Origin of the sequence: Flavobacterium saliperosum, from assembly GCF_900100625.1 — a bacterium.
GTDB classification, from domain to species: domain Bacteria; phylum Bacteroidota; class Bacteroidia; order Flavobacteriales; family Flavobacteriaceae; genus Flavobacterium; species Flavobacterium saliperosum.
Map to the genome: position 1 here is coordinate 141990 of NZ_FMTY01000002.1, position 25959 is coordinate 167948.

Consider the following 25959-nt stretch of genomic DNA (forward strand, 5'->3'; position numbering starts at 1 on the left):
AGACGTTATTTTTCAAGCCGAATGCAGTCTGAAATTTAAAACAAAATTACAGAAGGAGATTAAAACGATTTCTTAATTCGGTCCAAATCACGCTTGGTGTCCTGTTCTTTAAGGGATTCGCGTTTGTCATAGGTTTTCTTACCGCGGCATAAGGCGATGTCCAATTTAGCCAATCCTTTTTCGTTGGTGAAAAGACGTAGCGGAATAATCGTAAGTCCTTTATTCTGAACACTTTTCAAAAGCCCTTTCAGTTCGCGTTTGTTCAATAGCAGTTTACGCTCACTTTTCGCTTTGTGGTTGTAATGTGTTCCGTAAAGGTATTCTTCGATATGGGAATTGATTACGAAAAGCTCGGTTCCGTGAAATTCACAAAAACTTTCAGCAATTCCGGCTTTACCTAATCGTATGGATTTGATTTCGGTTCCGGTCAATACAATGCCAGCCGTATATTTTTCGAGTATCTCATAATCGAATTTGGCTCTTTTGTTAAGTATGTTGACCGTTTTTAGCATAGGACGACAAATGTATGAACAATTAGTCAGATATTAAAGATTAAATAAAGCGAAAATACTTTTTCGGCTATGATTTTTATCAGGCTTTTGGAGGTTTTTGAAGGGTACTTTTGAAGTGTAATTAAAAAACAAACAAAAATGAAAAGAATTGTATTTGCCCTATTAGCGATGTCTTTTTTAAACGTGGGATTGGCTCAGGAGAAAACAGAAAACAAATCAGCCGACTTTTCAAGATGGAAAGTACGTGTAAGAGGAATCGGAGTGGTTCCTAACGAAAGTGCGTCTATCGGAACAATTGGTGGTGATGTTTCCATTTCTACCGCATTGGTTCCTGAGTTGGATTTCACCTATTTTTTCACTAAAAACATTGCGGCCGAATTAATTTTAGGTACAACAAAACACGATGTAAGTACCGTTGGTTCTGATATTTCGGCCATTGGAGGACCAACAAGCTATAATGTCGATTTAGGTTCGGTTCGGTTACTGCCGCCTACATTAACGGTACAATATCATTTTAATCAATCTTGTGACAATGTGCTTAAACCTTATATTGGCGCTGGTGTAAACTATACTGTTTTTTACGATGTGAAACCCGGCGACGTGGTTAAAGGCGTAAGTTATGATAATGCATTGGGTTATGCGGCACAGGCCGGTTTTGACTTAATGGTAACGGATAAATTCTTTATCAATGCCGATGTGAAACGATTGTTTTTGAAAACTGATGTTACGGTAGACGCTTCAAACCTGGCACCGGGTTTAAGCATTCCTGCAGAAGTGGATATCAATCCGTGGATTATAGGAATGGGTGTGGGAATGAAGTTTTAATTAATGGTTTTTTGGTTTGAAAGTCCGCTGCAAAGCGGACTTTTTTTATTTGTTTAAAAAGGATACACTTTAGTATATGCCTTTTAGATTCTAAAAACGTACTACAGGCCGCGAATGGACGATTTTATAAATTATAAAGTCTTTTATTCGTGGCCATATAACCAAACTGTGAATTTTGGTTTATAGTGGTTTATTTGTTCAAAAGCGAATACACAAAACTGTCCAGGTATTTTCCCTGCCAAAAGCAATCTTCTTTAAAATGTCCTTCACGGATAAAACCGTTTTTCTCCAGCAGTTTCCAAGAAGCATAATTTTCGGGGTCGGTTACGGCTTCAATCGAATGGAGTTTCATGGTTTCAAAGCCATACTTTATGATTTCAGTTAATGCTTCCTGCATAATTCCTTTTCCATGGAACCCGGTATCAAGCATGTATCCGATTTCGGCGCGGTGGTTTTCCGGCTGCATTCTGAAATAGCCAATGTTTCCGATGAGTTTATTGTCTTCCTTCAAGCAGATTGCCCAATTTATGCATTCACTGCTTTCCAATAACCCTTGCATAAATTCAATGTGCTTAATGGCATCATCGATTGTTTTGGGCATTTCACGGGGAATGTACTTCATGATTTCCGGATTGGAACGCAAAGCAAACATTTCGTCGGCATCGTCTTTATTTATCTGTCTGAGAAGTAATCGTTCGGTTTGAAGAATCGGGAAATCGGTAAAATCGAAAATCAGCATGGTTAGTATCAGAAAGTTAAGTTTTGTTAAAAAAGGAGTGATTGTAAAATTTTCAGGAAATTAGTAAAAAAACACCATTAAGATTACTTTTTTAATATTTTTTTTAATAAATTTAAAAACCAAAATCAAACTAACTAACTATTAATTACCATGAATTACAATTTTGAAACTATTGACAAAGAAAAAATCGGAAGTTTGCTTTTTCCGAACAGTGATGTTTTGGAAGATGATAAAGAGGCTATCAAACAACGAAAAGAAGAGTTAGACAGAGCGCTGACTTTAGGAAACCTGGAACATTTGAAAATTAAGATTTATTTTGAAGACGACACTTCCAAAAAAATGGTGGATACCACAGTTTGGGGATTGACCGAAGAAAGAATAATTTTAAAACAAGGTGTGGTTATTCCTATAAAAAGAATTTACAAAACAATTTAAGCTATCTTAGGATAGCTTTTTTTATTTGTTCAGGTCAAATTCAACTGAAAATATAACAAAATATACTGATATCTTTAACAAAGGTTAGTTGATTAATCAACTAACTTTACACTATTAAACTCCATCTCCATACTACTGAATTCTTGTGCGGTTAATTGCCTGTAATAAGAAGAATTGATTGCTAATGCTGTTTTTTGAATCTGAATAATGTGTAATTCACATAACAAAAAGGGGAAGTAATTGAAAGCCTTACGATTTGTGCATTATGATATTTAATATTTATAAATCAAAAATCGAACATTATGAAATCAATTATCTGTTTATTAGTACTCGTGGGCTTCGCCTTAACGGGATATTCTCAGGACAAAAACACTTACCGTGATGAGAGTATGAGTTTAAAAAAATTACCTGAGATCGTTATTAAAAGAGCCGGTAACGACTTTTCGGTCTATCTTCCGGAATATGAAAATCAAGACGAGAAAATCAAAAAATTGCAGGAATCCTTTATAGCTTATGATTTAGGTAAAGATTATGAAGGTTTTGAGAATTATTTGGTTACCATGCGCGTAAAAGATGGTTCTTTAGTTGCGACTTACAATGAAAACGGAAAATTAACCCGAGTTGTTGAGAAATATGATAATGTAAAACTTCCTATGGATGTTATCTATGGAGTTTACAAAACCTATCCGGGTTGGAAAATTACTAATGATAAGTACTTGTATTCTCAAGAAGATGGGGATATAACGAAAAAACAGTACAATTTGAAGCTCACAAAAGACAAGGAAACTAAAAAAATTGTTGTGAATTCAAAAGGAGAAATCCTTAAAGGATGATAAATTAGGAAGAGTATTAAAACTAATCATAAATAAAAAGCTATCTTTTTCGGGATAGCTTTTTTATTTGAAATTATTCGTTGAAATCCAGATCTTTATTGTGCGTTTCTTCAATGGTTACGGTAGAATAAATGCCGAGTGTGAAAGCAAAGAAACCAACAGTGGCAGCAGCAATAATCACTCCGCTGTTAACTTTCAATCCGTCAAAAGCTATTAGCATTACCGGAACCAAACCGCGCACCATGTTAGGAATGGTTGTGGTTGCCGTACTGCGGATGTTGGTTCCGAACTGTTCCGAGCCAACCGTGACAAACATAGCCCAATAACCGGTACCAAGACCAAGCCACGCACAGTAGAAATAATACATGTTCTCAGACATCTTACCGGAAAAGAGTAATAGCATTACGCCGATAATGGTAAAAATCATCATGTATAAAATTGCTTTTTTTCGGGAATGCAGCCAATGGGAAATGAAACCGCTGGCAAAATCTCCTGCCGAAATTCCCACATACGCCCACATAATGGCTTTTCCGGGAGTGATGGAAGTGATGCCCATGACCGGCGCAAACTGATTGGCCATCATGGCTAAAATCCCGATACAGAACCAGGTGGGTAAACCGATAGCGATGCATTTCATGTATTTCACAAAACGGTCCCAATTGGTAAAGAACGAAAAGAAGTTCCCTTTTTTAATCTCGGAGTTTTGTTTGATGTCGTTGTAAATTCCCGATTCCACTACGCTTACACGGAGTAATAGTAACATTAACCCCAATCCGCCACCTATGAAGTAGGCAATCGTCCAATCGCCGGCCAATTCTACGGTTAACTGTGCCACAACAGCACCCAATAACCCGAAACCGGCTACGATGGAAGTTCCGATGGCGCGTAATTGTTTTGGTAAGGATTCGGAAACCAACGTAATTCCGGCGCCTAATTCTCCCGCCAGACCAATACCGGCAATAAAACGCAATAAAGCATAAACGGTGGTTTTGTCTTCAAAAGGCATTTGGGGTAAGAAGCCACAGGCGATATTGGCCAAAGAATACACTAAGATGGAACCGAATAAAACAGAAAGCCTTCCTTTCTTATCGCCTAAAACACCCCAAAGGATGCCGCCCAACAATAAGCCAACCATTTGATAATTTAGGATTAACGTGCCGGCAGTGTCTACATCTAAATTCATGTCTTTTAAACTGGGAACACGTACAATGCCGAACAGAAGTAAGTCGTAAATGTCTACGAAATAGCCTAGGGCCGCGACGATTACCGGAAAGGAGAAGAGGTGTTTCAGTTTTTCGTTAAAGGTGAATTCTTTCATTTTTGGTTTTGGTTAGGATGCCAAAAATAGAAAAATATAGTTAGTAGTAAAATTTTGTACTGTTTATGATGGAATTTTTTTGAAGGCCTGACTTTGCAGACGTTCGGCAAGGCAATGCAGGAGTTCGGCAAGGCAATGCAGGAGTTCGGCAAGGCAATGCAGGAGTTGGTCAGGTCGATGCAGACGTTCGGCAAGGCAATGCAGGAGTTGGGCAAGCCGATGTAGACGTTGGACAAGGCAATAGAGGAGTTGGGCAGGTCGATGCAGGAGTTCGGTAAACTGATGCAGGAGTTGGGCAAGGCAATGCAGATGGTGGACAGGGCAAATACTAAAGCGAATTGGTTTATGAAACACTGATTTTTGGTAAGACCATTACCGTATAGCCCTGATGGGAGAGAAATCCTGTGATTGGGAGATTGCTTCGCAGGCTCGCAATGACAGATTGTAACGGACAGCAGGAATAGGGATTCCAAGAGATCACCAACGCTTCGCTCCAAAAAAAATACCCGACTGATGCTTTGAAACCAGTCGGGTATAACCAAAAATATATGAAAAACTACTTACTCTTTAATTTCATCGGATTGGTTTCTGAAAACCAGTTGACCGTCGAAGCTGTCTAACAGTATGATACTGTCGGTTTTGACTTTGCCGGAGAGAATCTGTTTGGAGAGTTCGTTGAGAACGTCTTTTTGGATTACTCGTTTTACCGGTCTTGCGCCGAAAGTTGGATCGTATCCTTTTTCGGAAAGATAGGCGATTGCTTCCGGAGTGGCGTCCATCGTGATGTGTTGGTGTGCCAGCATTTTGATAACGCTTTTTAACTGCAAGCCTACAATCTCTTTGATGTTGTCGCTGCTTAGCGGGGTGAACATCACGATTTCGTCGATACGGTTGATGAATTCGGGACGAACGGTTTGTTTTAACAAGCCTAAGACTTCGGTTTTTGCTGCTTCTGTAGCCGCTTCAATTCCGCCTTTTAAGTTCTCGAATTTCTCTTGTATGATGGCGCTTCCCATGTTGGACGTCATGATGATGATTGTGTTTTTGAAATCGGCCAAGCGTCCTTTGTTGTCGGTTAAACGCCCTTCATCTAATACTTGTAACAAGATGTTGAAGGTGTCGGGATGTGCTTTTTCGATCTCATCCAATAACACTACAGAATAGGGTTTGCGTCGTACGGCTTCGGTTAACTGTCCGCCTTCATCGTAACCTACATATCCCGGAGGCGCACCAACTAATCGGCTTACGCTGTGACGTTCCTGGTATTCGCTCATGTCGATTCTGGTCATGGCATTTTCGTCGTCGAATAAATATTCGGCCAAGGCTTTTGCCAATTCCGTTTTACCCACACCCGTTGTTCCAAGGAATAGGAAGGAACCGATGGGTTTTTTAGGATCCTGCAATCCGGCTCGGCTACGACGCACGGCATCACTAATCGCTTGAATCGCTTCTTCTTGACCTACAACTCTATGATGTAATTCGTCTTCCAGTTTTAATAATTTCTCGCGTTCGCTTTGCAGCATTTTGGTTACCGGAACGCCGGTCCATTTGGCTACCACTTCGGCGATGTCGTCGTGGGTTACTTCTTCTTTGATTAAGGAAGTTCCGGCTTGGTTTTCCTGAAGTTGTTTTTGCAATACTTCCAGTTTCTCCGTGGCTTCTTTGATTTTTCCGTAACGGATTTCGGCTACTTTACCGTAATCGCCATCGCGTTCGGCACGTTCGGCTTCGGCTTTGAAATCTTCGATTTGTTGTTTTACGGTCTGAATGTTATCCACCACATCTTTTTCCGATTTCCATTTGGTGAAAATCTCGTTGCGTTCTTCTTTCAGATTCGCCAAATCCATACCGAGAATCTTTAATTTGTTCTCGTCGTTCTCGCGTTTGATGGCTTCGATTTCGATTTCCAGCTGCATGATCTTTCGGTCCAAAACGTCGAGTTCTTCGGGTTTGGAGTTGATTTCCATGCGCAGTTTGGAAGCAGCCTCGTCAATTAAATCGATGGCTTTGTCCGGAAGGAAACGATTGGTAATGTAACGTTGTGATAATTCCACCGCCGCAATAATCGCATCGTCTTTGATTCGTACTTTGTGGTGGGTTTCGTATTTCTCTTTGATACCACGTAAGATGGAAATCGCACTTTCGGTATCCGGTTCATCAACCATTACCTTTTGGAAACGACGTTCCAAAGCTTTATCTTTTTCGAAGTATTTTTGATATTCGTCAAGCGTAGTGGCTCCTATGGCTCTTAATTCACCACGGGCTAACGCGGGTTTTAAGATGTTGGCGGCATCCATTGCGCCTTCGCCACCGCCGGCACCCACTAAGGTGTGGATTTCGTCAATGAACAACACGATGTCGCCCTCGGCAGAAGTCACTTCTTTTACTACCGATTTTAAACGTTCTTCGAATTCCCCTTTGTACTTCGCACCGGCAATCAGCGCACCCATATCCAAGGAAAAAACGATTTTGTCTTTCAGGTTTTCGGGTACGTCGCCGTCTACGATTCTATGTGCCAAACCTTCGGCAATTGCGGTTTTACCTACACCGGGTTCTCCTACCAACATTGGGTTGTTCTTGGTTCTTCGGGTAAGAATCTGTAACACACGACGGATTTCCTCATCACGACCGATAACAGGATCCAGTTTTCCGGTTTTGGCTAATTCGTTGAGGTTTTTGGCGTATTTGTTTAAGGCGTTGTAAGTTTCTTCGGCTGAAGCTGAGGTTACTCGTTCTCCTTTTCGGATTTCGGCAATAGCGGCTTCCAGACCTTTTTCGGTTACGCCCTGGTCTTTTAAAATTTGGGCCACTTTGCTTTTCGATTTGAATATAGCCAGAATCAAATGCTCGACTGAAACGTATTCATCGGTCATTTTTTTGGCAATGTTGTTGGCTTCCAAAAGGGTGTTGTTGGCTTCTCTGGAAAGCATGATGTCGCCGCCGGATACTTTTGGGAAACTCTGAATCGTGCTGTCCAGAATTTGTTTGAACAGGTTCAGATTAACATTCAGTTTTTTCAGAATGAAAGGCGCAACATTTTCATCAACTTCGAGAATACCTTTAAAAAAGTGTTCGTTTTCGAGCTGTTGTTGTCCGAAGCCTTGCGCAATCTGTTGTGCTTGCTGAATGGCTTCCTGTGATTTGATGGTAAAGTTATTTAAATTCATAATGTTAAATGCTGTTTATTCTATGTTGTATTTTGTTTAGCTTTGTATTGCAGTGGACAATTTGTATTCCAATGTTAAAATCAGGACAAAATGACTTGTTTTGTTCTTTTTCGGAGAATAAATCAGGACAAAATGTCGTAAAACAAGACAAAATGAGTTTTATCAAAAATATTTTCGGTGGTTCAGGTGATGAAAATCCACAATCAAAAATGGATTGGGTTTCTCTTACCGATTTGGGACAGTTACATGAAATAACCGATTTGTCGCATGAAAATCCGGTGGTAATCTTCAAACACAGTACGCGTTGCAGCATCAGCCGAATGGCGTTAAAGCAGTTTGAAAACGAATTTACGCTGAAGGATAAAGTTACGCCTTATTTTTTGGATTTACTGAATCACAGGGAAATTTCCAATGCGATAGCTGCCATGTTTGAAGTGGTACATCAGTCGCCGCAACTGATTGTTGTTAAAGCCGGCAAAGCGGTTCACGATGCTTCGCACAGTGATATTGATGCGGAGGATTTGAAAAACTATCTTTAAAAATGGCGGGAGGACCTTCAGGAATTTTAGAAACACTTAAAACGAACAATTTGTTTGAAAAAGAAGTGCTGCTGAAAAGAAACGAATTCTTAAAGGTTGCCGGAACCATTGATACCAATATTTATTTTATTGAAGAAGGAAGTTTGAGAGTCTACATCAGTCAAACGCAGGAGGAACAGATTATCCGTTTTGGTTATCAGAATGATTTAATTGTTTCTTTGGATTCATTTTTGACTGAGCAACCTTCCGATTTTTACATTCAGGCGATTAAGAAAACTTCCGTAAAGGTTATTTCCAAAAGAACATTTTTTGAATTCATTACTGAGAATGAAGACAACCTGAAATTATGGAACGCTATTCTTGAAAACTTAGTCCTCCAGCAGATGGAGCGCGAAAAAGATTTGCTGATTGCTTCCGTGAATGAGCGTTATTCCAGGGTCTTGAAAAGAAGTCCGCGTCTTTTTCAGGAAATTCCGCATAAGTACATTGCCAATTACCTTCGCATGACTCCTGAGACGTTATCGCGTTTGAAAAAGTCTTGATCTGAATCAATTTTTATTTCCCGAAGGATATCGAAATTTGTATAAAAAATAAAAATGAAAACTACAGATTTAATTTCGGAATTAAAAACGATTACCTATCAGCATATCGATTTTGCTCAGCAACTTTATGAATTACCTGTTGCGGTACTGAATTGGAGAAATGATGTGCAAAGCTGGAGCGTTTTGGAATGTCTTGAACACCTCAATATATACGGAAATTTTTACCTTCCTGAAATGGAAAGTGTAATGCTGCGGTCTAAAGATAAGCCTGATTTGGAATTTCATCCCGGTTTTTTAGGTGATTATTTTGCGAAAAGCATGCAGCCGAAAACAAAGCTGAACAAAATGAAAACGCTTAAGAAAACCAATCCCATCGGAAGTAAAATGGACAGCAGCGTTGTCGCCACTTTTATTGCCCAACAAAATACAATGTTGGAATTATTGGAAGCTTCCGAACAGGTAAATCTGAACAAACTGAAAACAGGAATAAGTATTGCCAAATGGATTCGTATCAAATTGGGTGATACGTTCCGTTTTGTAATCTATCACAACCAAAGGCATGTTCTTCAGGCGGAACGGGTTTTAGCGTATCAGATGAATACAAAAGAAAAATCCGAAGTTTAGGCTCCGGATTTTTTTTTTTAGATTACTTTTTAATGATTTTCCTGAAATACTGTTTTCCTTTGATATTCGCTTTCAGAAAGTAGACACCGGAAGCAAAATCACTAATGTTTATTGTTTTGCTTTGCTTGTCTGATGAAATCTTTTCATGAAAAACCGACTTTCCGGTCATGTCTGTCAATGTTAGCTCGAAGTTTTCAGAAGCACTTCCCGTAAATTCCACCGTTATGAATTCATTGGCAGGATTAGGGTAAACTATAAATTCAGGTTCTTTTTGTGCCGTATCGTCTTCGGATATTTTAGCCGTACAGCTTGTTGCGGTTACCGACTGTGTTCCATTGGCGTTAGTTAGTGTACCCGCACTGTTTTTTGCTTTAACGTAATAGGTGTAAGTTGATCCGGCAGTAATCAGATAGGTATTTAAAAACGTTGTTCCGGTAATATCCGAAGCATAAAGATTACCGTTTCGATAGATATCATAGCTAGTTGCATTAGCAGCGGCTGTCCAGCTTAAATTTATCGCACTTGCAGTTCCGCTGCAAGTTGGCGAAGCGGTTAATGTGAAACTACCGGGAGGGCAAACCAAAGCGGTGGCAGAAACCGTTCCGTTTGAATTACTTGTAGTGCCAATATTGTTTTTAGCAACCATGGAATAGGTATAATTGGTTCCCGGAGTAATATAAGTATTCAGGAATTGGGTACCTGCAACATCCGAAGCGTATAAATTCCCGTTTCGGTAAATATCGTAACTAGTAGCATTTACAGATGCTGTCCAAGTCAGGTTGATTCTGCTGGCAGTGCTGTTACATTCCGGAGTCGCTGTTATTGAAAATGCGCCCGGAGCAGTACAGTTTACTGCGGTAACAGATAAAGTTCCGTTTGAATTGGTTGTATTGCCGTTTGCATTTTTGGCAATAACGTAATACGTATATGCTGTTCCTGCAGTAACCGCAGTATTCAGATATTGTGTTCCGGAAATATTGCTGGCATATAACGAACTGTTTCTGTAAATATCATAATTTGTGGCATTGGCGGAAGTCGTCCACGATAAGTTCACTCTGCTTTGCGTTCCGTTGCATTCCGGAGTGGCCGTTAAGGTAAAAATTCCGGGCGCGGCACAATTTAGGGCAACGGCAGTCAATGTTCCGTTTGAATTGTTGGTGGTTCCGGCAGCATTTTTTGCCTTTACATAGTACGTATATGAAGTGCCGGCTGTTACGGCAGTATTGGTATATTGGATTCCGGTGATATTGCTCGCGTAAAGCGAATTGTTTCGGTAAATATCATATCCGGTAGCGTTTGTGGAAGCCGTCCAGTTCAATCGGATTCTTGTACTGGTTCCACTACATTCCGGAGTAGGGGTTAGAGTAAAACTGCCGGGAGGCGGAGTGGTGGAGCAGGTTAAATTCAAATTGGATTTGAAAGAATTGAAATACGACAAGGCAAAACTGTCTCTCCAGGTAGAACTCAACAATTTCGTGGCATCCGCAGAATCGACAAAACCAATTTCATTCAAACAGGCTGTCGCCGAAGAATATTTCAGTACTCCGAGATGATAAGCAAGGAAGCTGTTGTCTTCCACACAACGTCTGTTGTTCCAGGAACCGTGCGTTACCATATCGGCCTGGATTTTTTGTGCAAAAGCAATATCGGGTGCTGTGTTGGTATCGCTGTCGGTACAATAGAACGTTTCCGTTCCTGTTCCGCCGCCGGCGTTACAATGGATACTTAATAAACGATCCGCATTCCAGTTGTTGGACATCTGTGCGCGTTGGGTTACGGATATCCAACTGTTGAGGTTTGTGGTTCGGGTCATGTGCACCGTCCAGGTACAACTGTTCTGTATTAGATTTCGGGTTCTTAATCCCACTTCGAGAGAAGTTTCGATTTCGGTAGCGGTTCTTCCGTCGGGATTATCACTTGTTGAAGCACCATAACCATGTCCGGGATCAATAACAATTATCTGTGCGTTTGCCGTTACACTGAATAACATGACAAACAATAGTTTCAGCATTTTCTTCATGATTACATTTTTAGTGTTGCAGTATAAATTCGGCCAGTTTTATCGTCGGAGAAAATAACTTTGTCCTCATCATAAAGGCTTGGAAACATTTCAGAAATGACTTCCGAAGTCGTTATTTTCTTAGCTCTGGCATTTGTAACATCATACCAGTAAATTTCCGAATTGGTTACTCGGTGTCCGTCATCACTTTCGTCTAGAAAACCAATTAAAAATGTATCATCTTTTGACCAGCCAGTGGCCAATCCTCTTCCTATTTTTATTCCTTTGCCGCTTCCGTCAGTTTGATATACATAAATGTCGGCGCCATTGTGTACAGCCACTTTTTTTCCGTCATGCGAAAGGATAGCATTGTAGAATTGCCCTTCATCATTGGTAACCGTCCAATATTTTGAAGATTTCAAATCCTTTGCTTCAATTTTTAGCGTGGCCGTATTGGTGTAAATTACGATTTGTCTTTCGGTATCTTTTTCAAATCCTTTATAGGAAGGAAGGAAATTGTGATTTACTTCTTCAACCACCGATTTTTTCTTATCCGCAAGGCTATACTGATACACCTTTGCATCTGTAAAGTACTCTTTACTGCCTTTCTCTTTGAAATAAAATGAGTTGCTGTCCTTGTTCCAGGAGTAGGCATAACCGCTTCCGTCTGCCGATGAAATGGTGGCAATCGAATTGTCGGACAGATTTAACAGAAAAACCCCTTTTAAATGTTCACCGGAAAGTAAAACATACTTGCTGTCGGGAGAAACTACCGGATTGGTGTAAAAACCTTCAATCTCAATACGGTTATAATCGGTGACAACCTGACTATTTGCAAAAAGCCCCGTTAATAATGAAAAGGTAAGTAATAGTTTTTTCATACATAATTAATTTTAGATACTTACAAATGTATTTATTTCTTGATTACAAAGTATAAAAAATTATTAACAAATTATTAGTAAGTAAAATCTTTAATTAATGTATAAAAAAAGCACCTTCAATAAGAAAGTGCTTTTGTATTGTTTTCGAAAAAAAAGATTATCGTCTGAATTTATTGCGGGTAATAATGCTTTTCAATTTTGCTTTTAAATCTTCACCCGTATCGAAAACCATTTGTTCGTTACTTGGGAACGGAACGGCTCTTCTGTCGAAGTACATCAAATAGTTATCGTCGCAGGCACGTTTGTCTCCGTTGTAGTTGGCGTAAATGTATTCGAAGTTAAATTCGCTTGTTAACGGGAAGGTCTCAATAAGCTGATTGGTTCTGAAATCGACATAATCCACTTTAGCGGTTACCTGACAAGCCTTAAACTGACGAAACTCGTAAATGTTGGCGCGAATGGTTTTGAAATTATCCACTTTAATAGGATTACCCAAACTGTCTTTTACCACATTTCCGTTGGCGTCCACCAAGGTTTTTGTTCCGTCTTTAATCTGTTTTTCCTTGATGAATTCTTTCTCTTTAATCTGCTCAGGAGAAATGTTAATCTGACGGAAATTTACAATCATTCCGTAATCATAGTTAATTCCTTTCTGACGGTTGCTGTGGTATACCGTCCATTTATCGTTCAAACCAAACGTACTGAAATCCAATAAATCGCTTTGCAAACGGGCCGGAATTATCATGTTGGTTTCGTTTTTGGTAAACACATTCACGAAATCGGTGCCTTTAAACTGGGCTTCATCCATTAATTGTTTCACGTCTTTATATCCCGGATTAATGCTTTCGAGATACGCGAAATCATCATACGCCCGACGGTAGCTCATTTTATCATTGGTTTTCAATAATAATTTAGAGTTATCATAAAGGTATTTCGATAGCGCATTTTTACTGTTTACAATCTGAGCAGAATAATCGTCGAAAGGGAAATAAGCATCACGGCCTTGTTTCAGTAATTTTAAAGGAAGCAAAGGGCGTATTTTTTCCTGACGGTTGTTCAACTGAAGATAGGTATTGTATACTTTTTCAAAATTTGCCGGATTCGTGTCTTTGGACAACATATCGATGTTTCTCAAATCACGTTCCTTGGCTTTAGCAAAAGCTTCTTCCATCAAATACACATAATCCTGTTTCCCTTTAGCGTTTTTGTTGGTTTTCAAACCTTCGGCTGCCCGATGGATAGCACCGTCGTAATCACCGTCGCTCAACATGCTTTGTGTTTGCTTTACACCGCATGAAAACACAAAGGTTACTAATACGAATAGACAAGTAATTTTCTTCATAAACTGTAAATTTTTGTAAAAATATAATTTTTCGGGAGCTTTTCCCGCTGTCCACTATATCTTTTTGTTTTGTTTGAAAAACAAAGCAAAAAGGATGCCGTTTCTTCCGATAGCTATCGGAACAGGGCTAGGCCGGATTTGATGTTCAGGTATAAAAAAACTCCGAAGGTTGAGTTTCGGAGTTTTGGATATTTTTAATATTTCGTGGGAATAGGAGGTAACAGCTTACTGGATACTTCCCCGAATCCGATACGTACCTGATCGTTTGCACAGAAACCGCGGATGATTACCGTGTCGCCATCATTAATGAATTTACGCTCGGTACCGTCTTTCAGTGTAAGCGGTTTTTGTCCACCCCAAGTAAGCTCTAACATTGAACCGAAAGAATCTTCCGTTGGTCCTGAAATGGTTCCCGAACCCATCATGTCTCCCGAATTGATTCGGCATCCGTTAATGGTATGATGTGCCAATTGCTGACTCATCGTCCAATACATGTATTTTAAATTCGATTTGCTAACGATGGTTTCTTCTTTGCTTTCGGGCGCAATCGACACTTCTAAATTAATATCAAAAGCGTGGTTTCCGTGTTGCAGTAAATAAGGAAGCGGTTCCGGTTCCTGTTTCGGACTTGCCGTTCTGAAAGGCTCTAAAGCATCCATCGTTACAATCCAAGGCGAAATCGACGAAGCAAAGTTTTTCGCTAAGAACGGTCCAAGCGGCACATATTCCCATTTCTGGATATCACGCGCACTCCAGTCGTTCAGTAATACCATTCCGAAAATATATTCTTCCGCTTCGTTTACAGGAATGTTTTCGCCCATAAGGTTAGCATCGGTAGTAATGAAAGCCGTTTCCAATTCGAAATCCACCAAACGTGACGGGCCGAATACCGGTTGTGTTTCGCCGTTTGGTAAGGTTTGTCCCATTGGTCGGTGTACCGGAATGCCGGAAGGAACAATTGTAGAACTTCTTCCGTGGTAACCCACCGGAATGTGTAACCAGTTCGGTAATAAAGCGTTTTCCGGATCACGGAACATTTTACCCACATTGGTAGCGTGTTCTCTGCTGGAATAGAAATCGGTATAATCCCCAATCTGAACTGGTAATTGCATTTCCACGTCCTGAATGTTGAATACCACAACATCACGATGTGATTTGTTATCTCTTAATGCGGAATTTTCCGCATCGAAAATGTCGGCTAAGCGGTTACGAACCAATCTCCAGGTTTTTTTACCGTCGGAAATGAAATCGTTTAAGGTGTCCTGCATGAACATATCGTCTGTTAATTCGATACCTTCAAAGTAGCCTAATTGCTGTAAAGCACCCATGTCGATGGCGAAATCACCAATTCGAGTTCCGATAGTGACTACATCTTCTTTGGTAATAAAAACGCCGAAAGGAATATTTTGAATGGGAAAATCACTGTTTTCAGAAACCTGTAACCATGATTTTCTATGAGGATCGTTTGCTGTAATTGGCATGATGTTGTGTTTTTTTGTCGGTTTGTATTTCAATCATCAAATATACTTTCTATTGTGATTTTACCAAACACTTTTCGTATTTTTGAACTCGATTTAACAAAATATTTGAAAATGCAACGCGACGAACAAATTTTCGACTTAATTCTTGAAGAACAAGACAGACAAATCCACGGATTAGAACTTATTGCATCAGAAAACTTTGTAAGCGACCAGGTAATGGAAGCTGCAGGTTCGGTGTTAACCAATAAATATGCGGAAGGTTATCCCGGAAAACGATATTACGGTGGCTGCGAAGTAGTAGACGTTATCGAACAAATCGCTATCGACAGAGCCAAAGCTCTATTCGGTGCCGAGTATGTAAACGTACAACCACACTCCGGTTCACAGGCAAATACAGCAGTTCTTTCTGCATGTTTGAAACCGGGTGATAAAATTTTAGGTTTCGATTTATCGCATGGTGGTCACTTGACGCACGGTTCTCCTGTAAACTTTTCAGGAAAATTATACAACCCGGTTTTTTACGGCGTAGAGCAGGAGACAGGTCGTTTGAACTACGATAAAATTCAGGAAATCGCTACGAAAGAGCAACCAAAATTAATTATCGCAGGAGCTTCGGCGTATTCCCGTGATATGGATTTCAAACGTTTCCGTGAAATCGCGGATTCGGTTGGTGCTATTTTAATGGCCGATATCGCGCATCCTGCCGGTTTAATTGCCAAAGGATTAATGAACGATCCGGTTCCTCATTGTCATATTATTACAACAACTACACATAAAACATTACGTGGACCAAGAGGCGGAATGATCATGATGGGTAAAGATTTCGAAAATCCATGGGGTTTAACAACGCCAAAAGGAGAAATCAGAATGATGTCGCACGTGTTGGATATGTCGGTTTTCCCTGGAAATCAAGGTGGTCCGTTAGAGCACATCATTGCGGCTAAAGCTGTGGCTTTCGGTGAAGCGTTAACCGATGAGTTTTTCCGTTATGCGATGCAGGTTCAGAAAAACGCCAAAGCGATGGCAGAAGCTTTCGTGAAAAGAGGTTATAACATTATTTCTGGCGGAACAGACAATCACATGATGTTAATCGACTTGAGAAACAAAAACATTTCCGGTAAAGAAGCGGAGAACGCATTAGTGAAAGCTGAAATTACGGTAAATAAAAATATGGTTCCTTTTGATGATAAATCGCCGTTCGTGACTTCAGGTATCCGTGTAGGAACGCCTGCAATTACAACTCGCGGTTTATTGGAAGCTGACATGGAAACCATTGTTGATTTAATCGACAGAGTAATCATGAACCATACCGAAGAAGCGGTTCTGGAACAAGTTGCGGATGAGGTAAACGATATGATGAGCGAGCGCTCCATGTTTGTATTCTAATACTTCGATTACATATAAAATAAAAAATCCCTCGATATCGAGGGATTTTTTTATGGTTTTACTTTTTTCCGAAAATTTCATAGCGAAGTATGAAACTTGTATTGCTGAAATTCATAGGAATGTATGCGTGTTGAGAGATGTTTGTGGACGGATAATATCTGACTTCTCCCGTTATTTTTTTGTACGTATATCCAATACCGAAAGCTGCAGAAAAAGAGGTTGGTGCAAATTCATAGAAGTTTCTGTCGCTGTACTCAACTAAATATTTTTTTCTTGGAATCATTCTTACGTTTGCAACGGCGTTTAAAAATAGTTTAGAATTGCTGTTAAGGAAAAAATAGTGTCTTATTCCTAATGGAACTTGAAAATACTTGATTTCCGTTTTTGCAATGACTGGTGATCCCCCCATATTGGATGCAGGTAATGTTTGCTCGTTCTTAAAAGTAGTATAATTTGGTTCAAAAGTAATTCCCCATTTATTGTTATTAAACGGCAAAATCAATTCATATTCCAATCCGAATCCGAATCCGGAATTTTTGAAATCTGTGGAATAACTTGGGTTGTATGATTCAACACTCAGGGTGGAATTATTGTACATAACTGCAGCTTTAAGGTTATGCATGACTTTTTTTGTCTTTATTTTAGTCGATACCAGGTCACCTTTGCAAGCATTGTATTTTGTAAAATACTTTGTCAGGTCAGTTGCAGTATAATTCGTTGATTTGATGTTTTGTTGTGTAATTGTTTCACATTTTACGTCAGTCCATAATTGTCTTCGGAACAAATCGTTTATTAAAACATCGCCGGAACTGTACTTCCCGTTTTGATTATTTTCGGAAGTTGCTTTGTATTTGATAAAAATCAATTGTTTGATAGGAGCGTTATTTACAGAATAGAAAAATTTCTCTAAACCATTTTCTTCAAACTTGTAAAGATTTGAAGAGCCGTATACTAATTGTTTAAGAAAAAGTCTTTCGTTTGTAAACTGAGGGTCTTTGTCATATCCTATAAATTGAAGTTTATTGCTTGATTTTTCTATATCAATATCCGCTCTTACATATCGACATATTTCAGATATTTCAAATTCCTTCGCATAATCTATAGAAACAATTTTTGCATCACTGTTTTCTGATTCTTTAAATTCAAATGAACTTGGATTGTTTTTCCAGTCTGTGTTTTTGATAAACCCTTCAACTTTGGAGTTATTATTGTTAATGTAAAATCCTTTTTCAAAATTTGTCTGAGCGTTGGCAAAGTTGGAAACAACTAAGAAAATAATAAAGTAAAATTTATTTTTCATTTTTTATTGATTAGTTTTAAAAAAAATAAAAGTAAGATGTTTGTTGTAATTTTTTGTATTATTTTTTTTATTTTTTTTCATAAAAAAATCTTTTTTTGTTAGAAAAAAAAGGAGGAATCTCATAAATAATCATGAGTTCCTCCTTTAAAATACGGACAGAAATACGCGTTTTCGGTAATTATGCCTGCTAAAAATATGATTATTCTTCTTTCTGCCCCATCATCATCAGATAGGCTTTCAGGAATTCGTCAATCTCACCGTTCATTACACCATCCACATCGCTGGTTTCATAGCCGCTTCGAACATCTTTCACCAATTTATACGGATGCATCACGTAATTTCGGATTTGCGATCCCCATTCGATTTTCATTTTACCGGCTTCGATATCGGCACGTTGCGCCAATTTCTTTTTCAGCTCGATTTCGTATAACTGGGAACGTAACATTTGCATTGCGCGCTGGCGGTTATCGTGCTGCGAACGCGTTTCCGAACACTGAATCTGAATTCCGGTGGGCTTGTGCAATAACTGCACTTTCGTTTCCACCTTATTTACATTCTGACCACCAGCACCACTGGAACGGGCTGTCGTAATTTCAATATCGGCAGGACTGATTTCAATTTCAATCGTGTCATCCACCAAAGGATAAACATACACAGAAGCAAATGAAGTATGACGTTTTCCGTTACTGTCAAAAGGAGAAATACGCACCAATCGGTGCACGCCGTTCTCGCCTTTTAAATAGCCAAAAGAATAATCACCTTCAATTTCCAATGTCACGGTTTTAATTCCGGCCACATCACCTTCCTGAAAGTTCAGTTCCTTGATTTTATAGCCTTGCTTTTCTCCCCACATCAGATACATACGCATCAGCATCGACGCCCAGTCGCAGCTTTCTGTCCCTCCGGCTCCGGCAGTGATTTGAAGTACCGCACTCAAGTTGTCGCCTTCATCAGAAAGCATGTTCTTGAATTCGAGATTTTCGATATGTAAAATCGTGGTATGGTATTGCTGATCAAGCTCTTCCTCGGTAGCATCACCTTCTTTGAAGAATTCATAAATTAACTGAAGTTCTTCGGCCATGTTATTCCCTTTTTCATAATCTTCGACCCATTTTTTCTTGGAACGGAGGTTTCTGACAATAACTTCGGCTTCTTTGGCGTTGTTCCAAAAATCCGGTGCAAAGGTTTTTTCTTCCTCGTTGGCTATCTCTATAAGTTTCCTGTCGACGTCAAAGATACCTCCTTAACGCACCAAGGCGCTCAATAATATCCTTAATCTGTTCGGTATTTACCATAAAAATTGTAGTTTTATCCCGCAAAAATAGACATTCCTTTTTAGAATATGGAAATAAATTTAATTAGCGATACGGTTACCAAACCAACCCCTGAAATGTTACAACACATGTTTCGCGCAAAAGTAGGTGATGATGTTTACCGTCAGGATCCTACGGCTGTGGAATTGGAAGAAACCGTGGCCGATTTATTCGGAATGGAAGCAGCGTTGTTTTTTCCTTCGGGAACGATGGCGAACCAGACCGCAATTAAGTTACACACCCAACCCGGAGACCAATTGATTTGTGATAAATGGGCACATGTTTATTTGTATGAAGGAGGCGGTGCTTCATTTAACAGTGGGGTTTCCTGTTCGTTGGTGGATGGCAATCGCGGAATGATTACATCACTCCAAGTGGAAGAACATATTACAGATCCCGAATTTTATCACAACCCGAAAACGTCTTTGGTTTGCATTGAAAATACCACCAATAAAGGCGGAGGCGCTTGTTATGATATTGACGAATTGCGAAGAATCAAGCAGGTTTGTGTCGATAATAACCTGAAATATCATCTTGACGGCGCGCGTTTGTGGAATGCTTTGGTGGCCAAACGCCAACATCCGAAACAATATGGCGATTTGTTTGATACGATTTCGGTTTGTTTGTCCAAAGGAATGGGTGCTCCGGTAGGTTCGTTACTTTTGGGAGATAAGGAAACCATTCACAGAGCGTTACGAATCCGAAAAATATTAGGTGGAGGCATGCGTCAGATTGGTTATTTGGCAGCCGCAGGTTTATATGCTTTGCAGAATAATGTGGGCCGATTGGAAGAAGACCACCGCCGGGCCAGAGAAATTAGTGCTTTATTACAGCAATTGTATTGGGTGGATAAAGTGGAGCCGGTTGAAACCAATATTCTGATTTTCTCCGTAAAACCTCAGTTTGACGAAGCCTTACTGATTGAAAAACTGAAGCAGAAAAACATCTTTATCAGTTCGATGGGGAAAGGGAAATTGCGTATTGTTACCCATTTGGATTACAAACAGGTAATGCATGATTATGTGTTGGAAGCTTTGATGAAAATTGAGCTTTAATTTATAAGGCAATTAGAAAAAGACGTAGCGACCATTTTTAATTTATAAACATATAAGTTTATGCATCCTAAAAACTTAAATGGCTTATATGGTTTCAAAAAATCACTATTAGCTGATCTGCTGCAATCATTTTAAAATTCAGCAGCAACTTCGAAAGTCATCGTTTCTTTAGTAACCGGATGTTTGAACTCAAGCCATTCGGCGTGAAGATGTAATCGGTTGGCTTTTGTTCCGTACAAATCATCACCCACAATCGGAGCATTTAATCCCGAAAAATGCGAGGCGTGCATGCGTAACTGATGGGTTCGTCCGGTAATGGGCCAAAAATGAATACGGGTTTGTTTTTCGGTTCTTTCAATCACTTTAAATTTAGTAACCGCACGTTTGCCATATTCGTAGCAAACCAATTGTCGTGGTCGGTCTTCCAAATCAATACGTAACGGCAAATCGATTTCACCTTCAGCATCCGTAACTATTCCGTCCAGCAAAGCAACATAACGTTTTTTTACCGTTCGTTTGATAAACTGACTCTGTAAAAGTTTATGGGTGTCTTTGTCTTTGGCAATCAGCATCAAGCCCGAAGTCGCCATATCTAATCGGTGTACAATTAGTGGTCCGGTTGCTAAAGGATATTTCAGTTTCATGCGTTCGTATACCGAATCCATAATATTGATACCCGGAACCGATAAAAATTCGGCTGGCTTGTTGATTATGGCAAGGCAATCGTCTTCATAAATCGTTTCAATTTCCACACCCAAAGCCGGATTTACAAGTAGCGGATTTTCATCCACGGACAATCCTTCTAACATATGCCCTAAAATGGGTTCGCATTTTCCGCGACAGGCAGGGTAGAACTGACCATGTTTCCGGATTTCCGATTTTGGCGATTCGCCCCACCAGAATTCGGCCATCGCGATAGGTTGTAAATTATTGAGATACGCATATTGCAAAAGTTTTGGTGCGGCACATTCTCCTGCAGCCGCCGGTGGTTTCAATAAAGCAGTCGCTTCAAAAATATCACACAGACTTTTGGCTTCACCTTTATTATTGAGGAAATGATACTGATCGAAAAGCAGTTGCTGTAAATCGGCCGATTTTAATTTCCGTTCTTCTTTTAAAGCTGAAATTTCAGTAGTGAAGCGATTTAGTTTTTGATGGATAACCGAAATTCGTTCTTCCAGATATTCCGTAAGTTCCCGCAAGAGAAACTTGTCTTTCAGACTTTCTCTTACCAGATTATTCATTTCAATTTCCAGAGCAACGGCATCGGTAATTTCTTCCTGTGCTTTTTTTCTAAGGAGTTTGCGGACTTTTTTAGCCTCGCTCATTTTCAGTTTTTGTTCTTCTAACTTTTTTGTTGCCGATTCTGTTTCGGTTTTTAAAAGTCGGGATAATTCTAAAAATTCCGGATTGTTTTCCAACGCTTCAATCGTGTTGTTAATTTGAGTCAGTTCTTTAATTCCGATAATGAAAAAACTGTCTTCTTCCAACATGTCAAAAATCGGAGGAACAAATAAAGGATGTATGTTTTTCTCGGCCAATTTCCCTGAAAAGGCGGCTAAATATCCGATTTCATTCTGCTCGTTTCTGACGACCATTACACCGAACATTTTTCCGATAACCAAACCTTCCTGATTATCGTCCAATCCGAAATTGTGCTCCCAATCCGTTTGTTGTTCCAGATATTCCTGAAGTTCTTTTGCCGCCAAAACGCTTAACGGATGTGGCTCGTAATAAAAAGGAAAAGTGAACCGCTCCGGTAACGCATACGAATCAATCGCTTCCTTAAAAGGAATAAAACAAGTCGTTGTCGAGGTTTCGGATGAATTCATTTTTCTTTATTATTAGGTGCAAAAGTACTGTTTATGGCTTAAATTGCAATGAATTAATAATGACATTAAGTTTTCGTAATGATAACATTAACTTAACGTAGTAACATTAAATCAGCATTAGTTTTGCGCAAAATTAACACACAACTAAATTTGTCATGAAGAAAATTGGATTTTCCACAATTCTTTTATTTGCATCACTACACATTGTAAGTGCTCAGGTAACAGAAACCAAAGTGGAAGAAACTCCTATAAAGGAGGAAAAAAAGGAAGTTACCAGTCCTGAAAAAAAATGGTATGATAAAATTTCACTTAGAGGTTATGCGCAAATCCGATACAATAAGCTTTTAGAAACTAATTCGGATTTGGGTTGCGAACAATGTGATAAATCATGGGGCGGGGATAACAGTTTCGCAATCAGACGAGGACGTCTTGTTTTTTCCGGAAATGTTCATGATAGGGTTTATATTTATATTCAACCGGATTTTGCTACGGATGCTTCCTCCACAAACAAACACTACTTTAATATAAGAGATGCTTACTTTGATTTGTCCTTGGATAAAGACAAGGAATTCCGATTCAGAGTTGGTCAGAGTAAGGTTCCTTTTGGCTTTGAAAATATGCAGTCGTCTCAAAACAGATTAACGTTAGATCGTAATGATGCTTTAAACAGTGCGGTAGCCAATGAACGTGATTTGGGGGTGTTTTTTTATTGGGCAACCAAAGAAAAAAGAGAATTGTTTAAGGAATTGGTTGATAGTGGGTTGAAAGGATCGGGAGATTACGGATTGTTAGGTTTGGGGATTTATAACGGTCAAACGGCAAACAAACCAGAAGCTAATAATAACCAACATTTTGTAGCCCGATTTACCTATCCTTTTCAGTTGTCAAATGGTCAGGTTTTTGAAACCAGTATTCAGGGTTACACCGGAAAATATGTGTTAACGTCACTAACGTCTGGAGTTACTTTAGAAAACAGTTCTCCTGAATTTTTAGATCAAAGAGCCGCCGCAAGTTTTGTATGGTATCCGAAACCTTTCGGTATTCAGGCTGAAGCGAATATCGGTACAGGACCTCAATATAATCCGGAAACCAATACGATTGAACAAAAACAGCTTCAGGGTGCTTATGCTCAGATTATGTTTAACACGAAAATCAAGAACCATGTGTTATTTCCTTTTGTGAAATACCAATGGTATGAAGGGGGTAAAAAACATGAAACGGATGCAAGAGAATATAAGGTAAACGATGTTGAGATTGGTGTTGAATGGCAACCGATTAAAAATTTCGAACTTACTGCAGATTATACAATTTCCAGCAGAAGATACGAAGATGCCAAGTTACCGGTTAATTCTCAAAGCGGGAGTTTATTGCGATTACAGGCTCAGTTTAATTTCTAAACCGAATTTGTTAGCTAAAAAGGTGCAAAATCATTGTTTTGATTTTGCACCTTTTTTGTTACCAGACTGTTACAGCAATATATTTACAAGTGCAATATAATAATACAGTAATATTCACTTAACGATAAGATAATATTAGCAAACTACTTTTGTATTAAAATTTAAACAAAACATAAAATGACTAAAAAAGCATTATTCTTAATGTTGCCTTTAATTGGAATGTTAAGTTGTGGTAAAGGAAAAAACGAAGAAGGAGCGACTACTGCAGAAACTACTTCAGCAACAACTACAGTAACCATAAAAGGTAGTGATACTGTTTTGCCTTTGGCGCAAAAAGAATCAGAAGAAATGATGAAAACGAATAAAGAGGTTAGTGTAACTGTAGTTGGTGGTGGTACCGGTGTTGGTATGACGGCGCTTTTAGAAGGAACTACAGATATTGCAATGGCTTCCAGAGATTTGAAAACAGAAGAAAAATTAAAATTTTCTGAAGCAAAAAAAGAAATTGAGATAGTTACCATTGCTTTTGACGCCTTAGCTGTAATTGTTAACCCGGCTAATAAAGTAGGTCAGTTAACCCGTGAGCAAATTGAGAAAATATACACAGGAGAAATAAAAAACTGGAAAGAAGTTGGCGGAGCCGATGAGAAAATTGTTGCTTACTCTAGAGAATCCTCTTCCGGTACGTATGAGTTCTTTAAAGAAGAAGTGTTGGATAAAAAGAATTATGCAACTGATATCTTAAGTATGCCTGCTACAGGTGCTATTGTACAAGCAGTTGGTCAGACTAAAGGTGCTATCGGTTATGTTGGATTGGCATACGAAACTAAAGAAGTAAAACCGATTTCAGTTTCTTATGATCAGGGTAAAACATTTGTTACCCCTTCCATTGCATCGGCTAAAGATAAAACATATCCAATTGCAAGACCTTTATTTTATATGTACGATAAAGCAAATGCTGCAAAAGTAAAAGCGGTTGTTGATTATGCATTATCACCGGAAGGTCAGAAAGTTGTTTCGGAAATCGGATACATACCATTAAATTAAGAAAAGGTTATTATTATACTGAAAAAAAAGACAATCTGATACAGGTTGTCTTTTTTTATGGAAAGAAATCAGTAAATTTATAAGTCTTTACTTAACACTAACTTAACATAAGGTTAATGTAGAAAATACATCCTGAAAATCGCTCTCCCGTACTTTTGCGGTGAAAATAAAACCATAGATTTGAAAACAAATTTTAAACAAATAAAGGAAAAAATAATAGAAATGATTCTGATGCTAAGTAGTGCTTCTACGAGTATCACGGTTATTTTGATAGTGTTTTTTCTCTTTGTTGAAGGTATTGGGGTTTTTTCCAAGAAACCAATTGAAGAAGGCTTTTTATTGGCTGTACATCCGTCCAACACAATACAAAAACTGGAACCTACCCAGATAAAAGATATTTTTGATAAAAAAATCACGAATTGGTCGGCATTAGGAGGTAAAAATGAACCCATAGTTCTGTTCCGTACCGAAGATATAACCGAGTTTTATTCGGAAGAAGAATTAGGTGAAAATTTTGAACATTTTCCGGCAAAGATTGATGAGTACATAACCAGGACTCCCGGGGTCATCGCTTTTTTTTCCGATAAATACAAATCCAAAGACTTTCACGGAAAAGAACTGGACGTCAATAAAATCACTGTTTATAAATTTCTTTCCGGAGAAGAATGGTTTCCAACGGCACAACCAGTTGCTCAAATGGGAGTGAAGCCTTTGATCTTAGGAACTTTATGGGTGAGTTTCGGAGCCATATTAATCGCTTTGCCTATTGGTTTGGCCGCTGCAATTTACTTAAGTGAAATCGCCAGAAAACGTACCCGAAATATACTCAAGCCTTTAATCGAATTGTTAGCGGGTATTCCGTCAGTTGTTTACGGATTTTTCGGCTTGGTGGTTATTGTGCCATTGGTTCAGGATGTTTTTAATTTACCGGTGGGAGAAACCGGTTTAGCAGGAAGTATTGTTTTGGCTATCATGGCCCTGCCTACCATTATTACGATTTCAGAAGATGCCATGAGCAATACACCGCGTGCTATGAAAGAGGCCAGTTTGGCTTTGGGCGCGAGTCAGTGGCAAACCATTTATAAAGTGGTTGTCCCGTATTCAGCTTCCGGAATTACTGCCGGAGCGATTCTTGGAATTGGGCGCGCTATCGGTGAAACGATGGCCGTGTTGATGGTTACCGGAAATGCTGCGGTAATTCCGAATACACTTTTGGCACCGGTTCGTACCATTCCTGCAACAATTGCGGCAGAGTTAGGCGAAGCGGCTAGTGGAGGAATGCATTATAAAGCATTATTTGCATTGGGCTGTATTTTATTCCTGATTACTTTTTGTATCAATATGTTGGTTGAATTGGTTACCAATAGAAACTCACATAAAAAACATTAAATT

General features: G+C 39.2%; 24 protein-coding genes. 13 read left to right on the top strand and 11 right to left on the bottom strand.

Features of this window, described 5'->3' with window-relative positions; genetic code table 11:
- Window positions 1-59: 59 nt before the first annotated feature.
- The gene (gene smpB / locus BLQ05_RS04095; RefSeq protein ID WP_023576430.1) at window positions 60-512 is read right to left on the bottom strand and encodes an SsrA-binding protein SmpB; all 453 of its coding nucleotides are present in this window, start codon (window positions 510-512) and stop codon (window positions 60-62) included.
- A gap of 138 nt (window positions 513-650) precedes the next feature.
- Here smpB and BLQ05_RS04100 point away from each other — a divergent pair, with 138 nt between their 5' ends.
- Window positions 651-1337, top strand: coding sequence for an OmpW/AlkL family protein (locus BLQ05_RS04100; RefSeq protein WP_023576431.1), 687 nt, complete (start codon window positions 651-653; stop codon window positions 1335-1337).
- A 190-nt stretch (window positions 1338-1527) separates the two neighbouring features.
- Here the strand turns inward: BLQ05_RS04100 and BLQ05_RS04105 are convergent, their stop codons facing one another.
- On the bottom strand, window positions 1528-2076 hold the full coding sequence (locus tag BLQ05_RS04105) for a GNAT family N-acetyltransferase (protein WP_023576432.1): 549 nt from the start codon (window positions 2074-2076) through the stop codon (window positions 1528-1530).
- Between the two features lie 150 nt (window positions 2077-2226).
- Here BLQ05_RS04105 and BLQ05_RS04110 point away from each other — a divergent pair, with 150 nt between their 5' ends.
- Window positions 2227-2511, top strand: coding sequence for a hypothetical protein (locus BLQ05_RS04110; RefSeq protein ID WP_023576433.1), 285 nt, complete (start codon window positions 2227-2229; stop codon window positions 2509-2511).
- A 302-nt stretch (window positions 2512-2813) separates the two neighbouring features.
- A complete protein-coding gene (locus BLQ05_RS04115) occupies window positions 2814-3344 on the top strand; it encodes a secreted protein (protein WP_023576434.1) in 531 nt (176 codons plus the stop codon).
- Between the two features lie 73 nt (window positions 3345-3417).
- Here BLQ05_RS04115 and BLQ05_RS04120 read toward each other — a convergent pair whose 3' ends face one another.
- Window positions 3418-4662, bottom strand: a complete 1245-nt coding sequence (locus tag BLQ05_RS04120) for an MFS transporter (RefSeq protein ID WP_023576435.1) — start codon at window positions 4660-4662, stop codon at window positions 3418-3420.
- Window positions 4663-4755: 93 nt separating this feature from the next.
- Between BLQ05_RS04120 and BLQ05_RS13895 the strand changes: the two genes are divergently transcribed.
- Window positions 4756-4887 carry a hypothetical protein gene (locus BLQ05_RS13895; RefSeq protein ID WP_280521607.1) on the top strand — a complete coding sequence of 44 codons (132 nt, stop codon included), beginning with the start codon at window positions 4756-4758 and terminating at the stop codon, window positions 4885-4887.
- A 3-nt stretch (window positions 4888-4890) separates the two neighbouring features.
- A complete protein-coding gene (locus BLQ05_RS13900) occupies window positions 4891-5019 on the top strand; it encodes a hypothetical protein (RefSeq protein ID WP_023576436.1) in 129 nt (42 codons plus the stop codon).
- Between the two features lie 203 nt (window positions 5020-5222).
- Here BLQ05_RS13900 and clpB read toward each other — a convergent pair whose 3' ends face one another.
- Window positions 5223-7829 carry an ATP-dependent chaperone ClpB gene (gene clpB / locus BLQ05_RS04125; protein WP_023576437.1) on the bottom strand — a complete coding sequence of 869 codons (2607 nt, stop codon included), beginning with the start codon at window positions 7827-7829 and terminating at the stop codon, window positions 5223-5225.
- Window positions 7830-7981: 152 nt separating this feature from the next.
- On the opposite strand from clpB, the gene ytxJ reads away from it, so the two are divergent.
- The 3 genes from ytxJ to BLQ05_RS04140 are packed head-to-tail and all read left to right on the top strand — an operon-like array spanning window position 7982 to window position 9534.
- A complete protein-coding gene (gene ytxJ / locus BLQ05_RS04130) occupies window positions 7982-8368 on the top strand; it encodes a bacillithiol system redox-active protein YtxJ (RefSeq protein WP_035654506.1) in 387 nt (128 codons plus the stop codon).
- A 2-nt stretch (window positions 8369-8370) separates the two neighbouring features.
- Window positions 8371-8910: a Crp/Fnr family transcriptional regulator gene (locus BLQ05_RS04135; protein ID WP_023576439.1), complete on the top strand. Its 540-nt coding sequence runs from the start codon at window positions 8371-8373 to the stop codon at window positions 8908-8910.
- A 54-nt stretch (window positions 8911-8964) separates the two neighbouring features.
- Window positions 8965-9534 carry a DinB family protein gene (locus BLQ05_RS04140; RefSeq protein ID WP_023576440.1) on the top strand — a complete coding sequence of 190 codons (570 nt, stop codon included), beginning with the start codon at window positions 8965-8967 and terminating at the stop codon, window positions 9532-9534.
- A gap of 22 nt (window positions 9535-9556) precedes the next feature.
- Here the strand turns inward: BLQ05_RS04140 and BLQ05_RS04145 are convergent, their stop codons facing one another.
- The 4 genes from BLQ05_RS04145 to fahA all read right to left on the bottom strand — a co-directional run bounded on the left by BLQ05_RS04145 (window position 9557) and on the right by fahA (window position 15237).
- Window positions 9557-11554, bottom strand: a complete 1998-nt coding sequence (locus tag BLQ05_RS04145; RefSeq protein ID WP_023576441.1) for an N-acetylmuramoyl-L-alanine amidase — start codon at window positions 11552-11554, stop codon at window positions 9557-9559.
- A gap of 2 nt (window positions 11555-11556) precedes the next feature.
- Window positions 11557-12414 (bottom strand): TolB family protein, encoded by an 858-nt coding sequence (locus tag BLQ05_RS04150; RefSeq protein WP_023576442.1) that lies wholly within the window; start codon window positions 12412-12414, stop codon window positions 11557-11559.
- 157 nt (window positions 12415-12571) lie between these two features.
- Window positions 12572-13756: a hypothetical protein gene (locus BLQ05_RS04155; RefSeq protein WP_023576443.1), complete on the bottom strand. Its 1185-nt coding sequence runs from the start codon at window positions 13754-13756 to the stop codon at window positions 12572-12574.
- Between the two features lie 194 nt (window positions 13757-13950).
- Window positions 13951-15237, bottom strand: coding sequence for a fumarylacetoacetase (fahA, locus tag BLQ05_RS04160; RefSeq protein ID WP_035654509.1), 1287 nt, complete (start codon window positions 15235-15237; stop codon window positions 13951-13953).
- A 111-nt stretch (window positions 15238-15348) separates the two neighbouring features.
- Between fahA and glyA the strand changes: the two genes are divergently transcribed.
- The gene (gene glyA, locus BLQ05_RS04165) at window positions 15349-16623 is read left to right on the top strand and encodes a serine hydroxymethyltransferase (RefSeq protein ID WP_023576445.1); all 1275 of its coding nucleotides are present in this window, start codon (window positions 15349-15351) and stop codon (window positions 16621-16623) included.
- Between the two features lie 58 nt (window positions 16624-16681).
- Here the strand turns inward: glyA and BLQ05_RS04170 are convergent, their stop codons facing one another.
- Both BLQ05_RS04170 and prfB read right to left on the bottom strand, forming a co-directional pair.
- Window positions 16682-17923, bottom strand: coding sequence for a porin family protein (locus BLQ05_RS04170; protein WP_023576446.1), 1242 nt, complete (start codon window positions 17921-17923; stop codon window positions 16682-16684).
- Window positions 17924-18122: 199 nt separating this feature from the next.
- A protein-coding gene (gene prfB, locus BLQ05_RS04175) for a peptide chain release factor 2 (protein WP_143000909.1) occupies window positions 18123-19218 on the bottom strand; the annotation gives its coding sequence in 2 pieces (ribosomal slippage) (window positions 18123-19154 and window positions 19156-19218; 1095 coding nt in all).
- A 47-nt stretch (window positions 19219-19265) separates the two neighbouring features.
- Between prfB and BLQ05_RS04180 the strand changes: the two genes are divergently transcribed.
- Entirely contained in the window at window positions 19266-20291 is a 1026-nt protein-coding gene (locus BLQ05_RS04180) for a threonine aldolase family protein (RefSeq protein ID WP_023576449.1), read from the top strand.
- 131 nt (window positions 20292-20422) lie between these two features.
- Here BLQ05_RS04180 and BLQ05_RS04185 read toward each other — a convergent pair whose 3' ends face one another.
- Entirely contained in the window at window positions 20423-22123 is a 1701-nt protein-coding gene (locus tag BLQ05_RS04185; RefSeq protein ID WP_023576450.1) for an RluA family pseudouridine synthase, read from the bottom strand.
- Between the two features lie 155 nt (window positions 22124-22278).
- On the opposite strand from BLQ05_RS04185, the gene BLQ05_RS04190 reads away from it, so the two are divergent.
- From BLQ05_RS04190 to pstC, 3 genes are all read left to right on the top strand, one after another.
- Complete coding sequence (locus tag BLQ05_RS04190) at window positions 22279-23520, top strand: porin (RefSeq protein ID WP_023576451.1); 1242 nt, start codon at window positions 22279-22281, stop codon at window positions 23518-23520.
- 177 nt (window positions 23521-23697) lie between these two features.
- A complete protein-coding gene (locus BLQ05_RS04195) occupies window positions 23698-24567 on the top strand; it encodes a phosphate ABC transporter substrate-binding protein (RefSeq protein ID WP_023576452.1) in 870 nt (289 codons plus the stop codon).
- A 222-nt stretch (window positions 24568-24789) separates the two neighbouring features.
- Window positions 24790-25956, top strand: coding sequence for a phosphate ABC transporter permease subunit PstC (pstC, locus tag BLQ05_RS04200; RefSeq protein ID WP_035654513.1), 1167 nt, complete (start codon window positions 24790-24792; stop codon window positions 25954-25956).
- The last annotated feature ends 3 nt before the right edge of the window (window positions 25957-25959 follow it).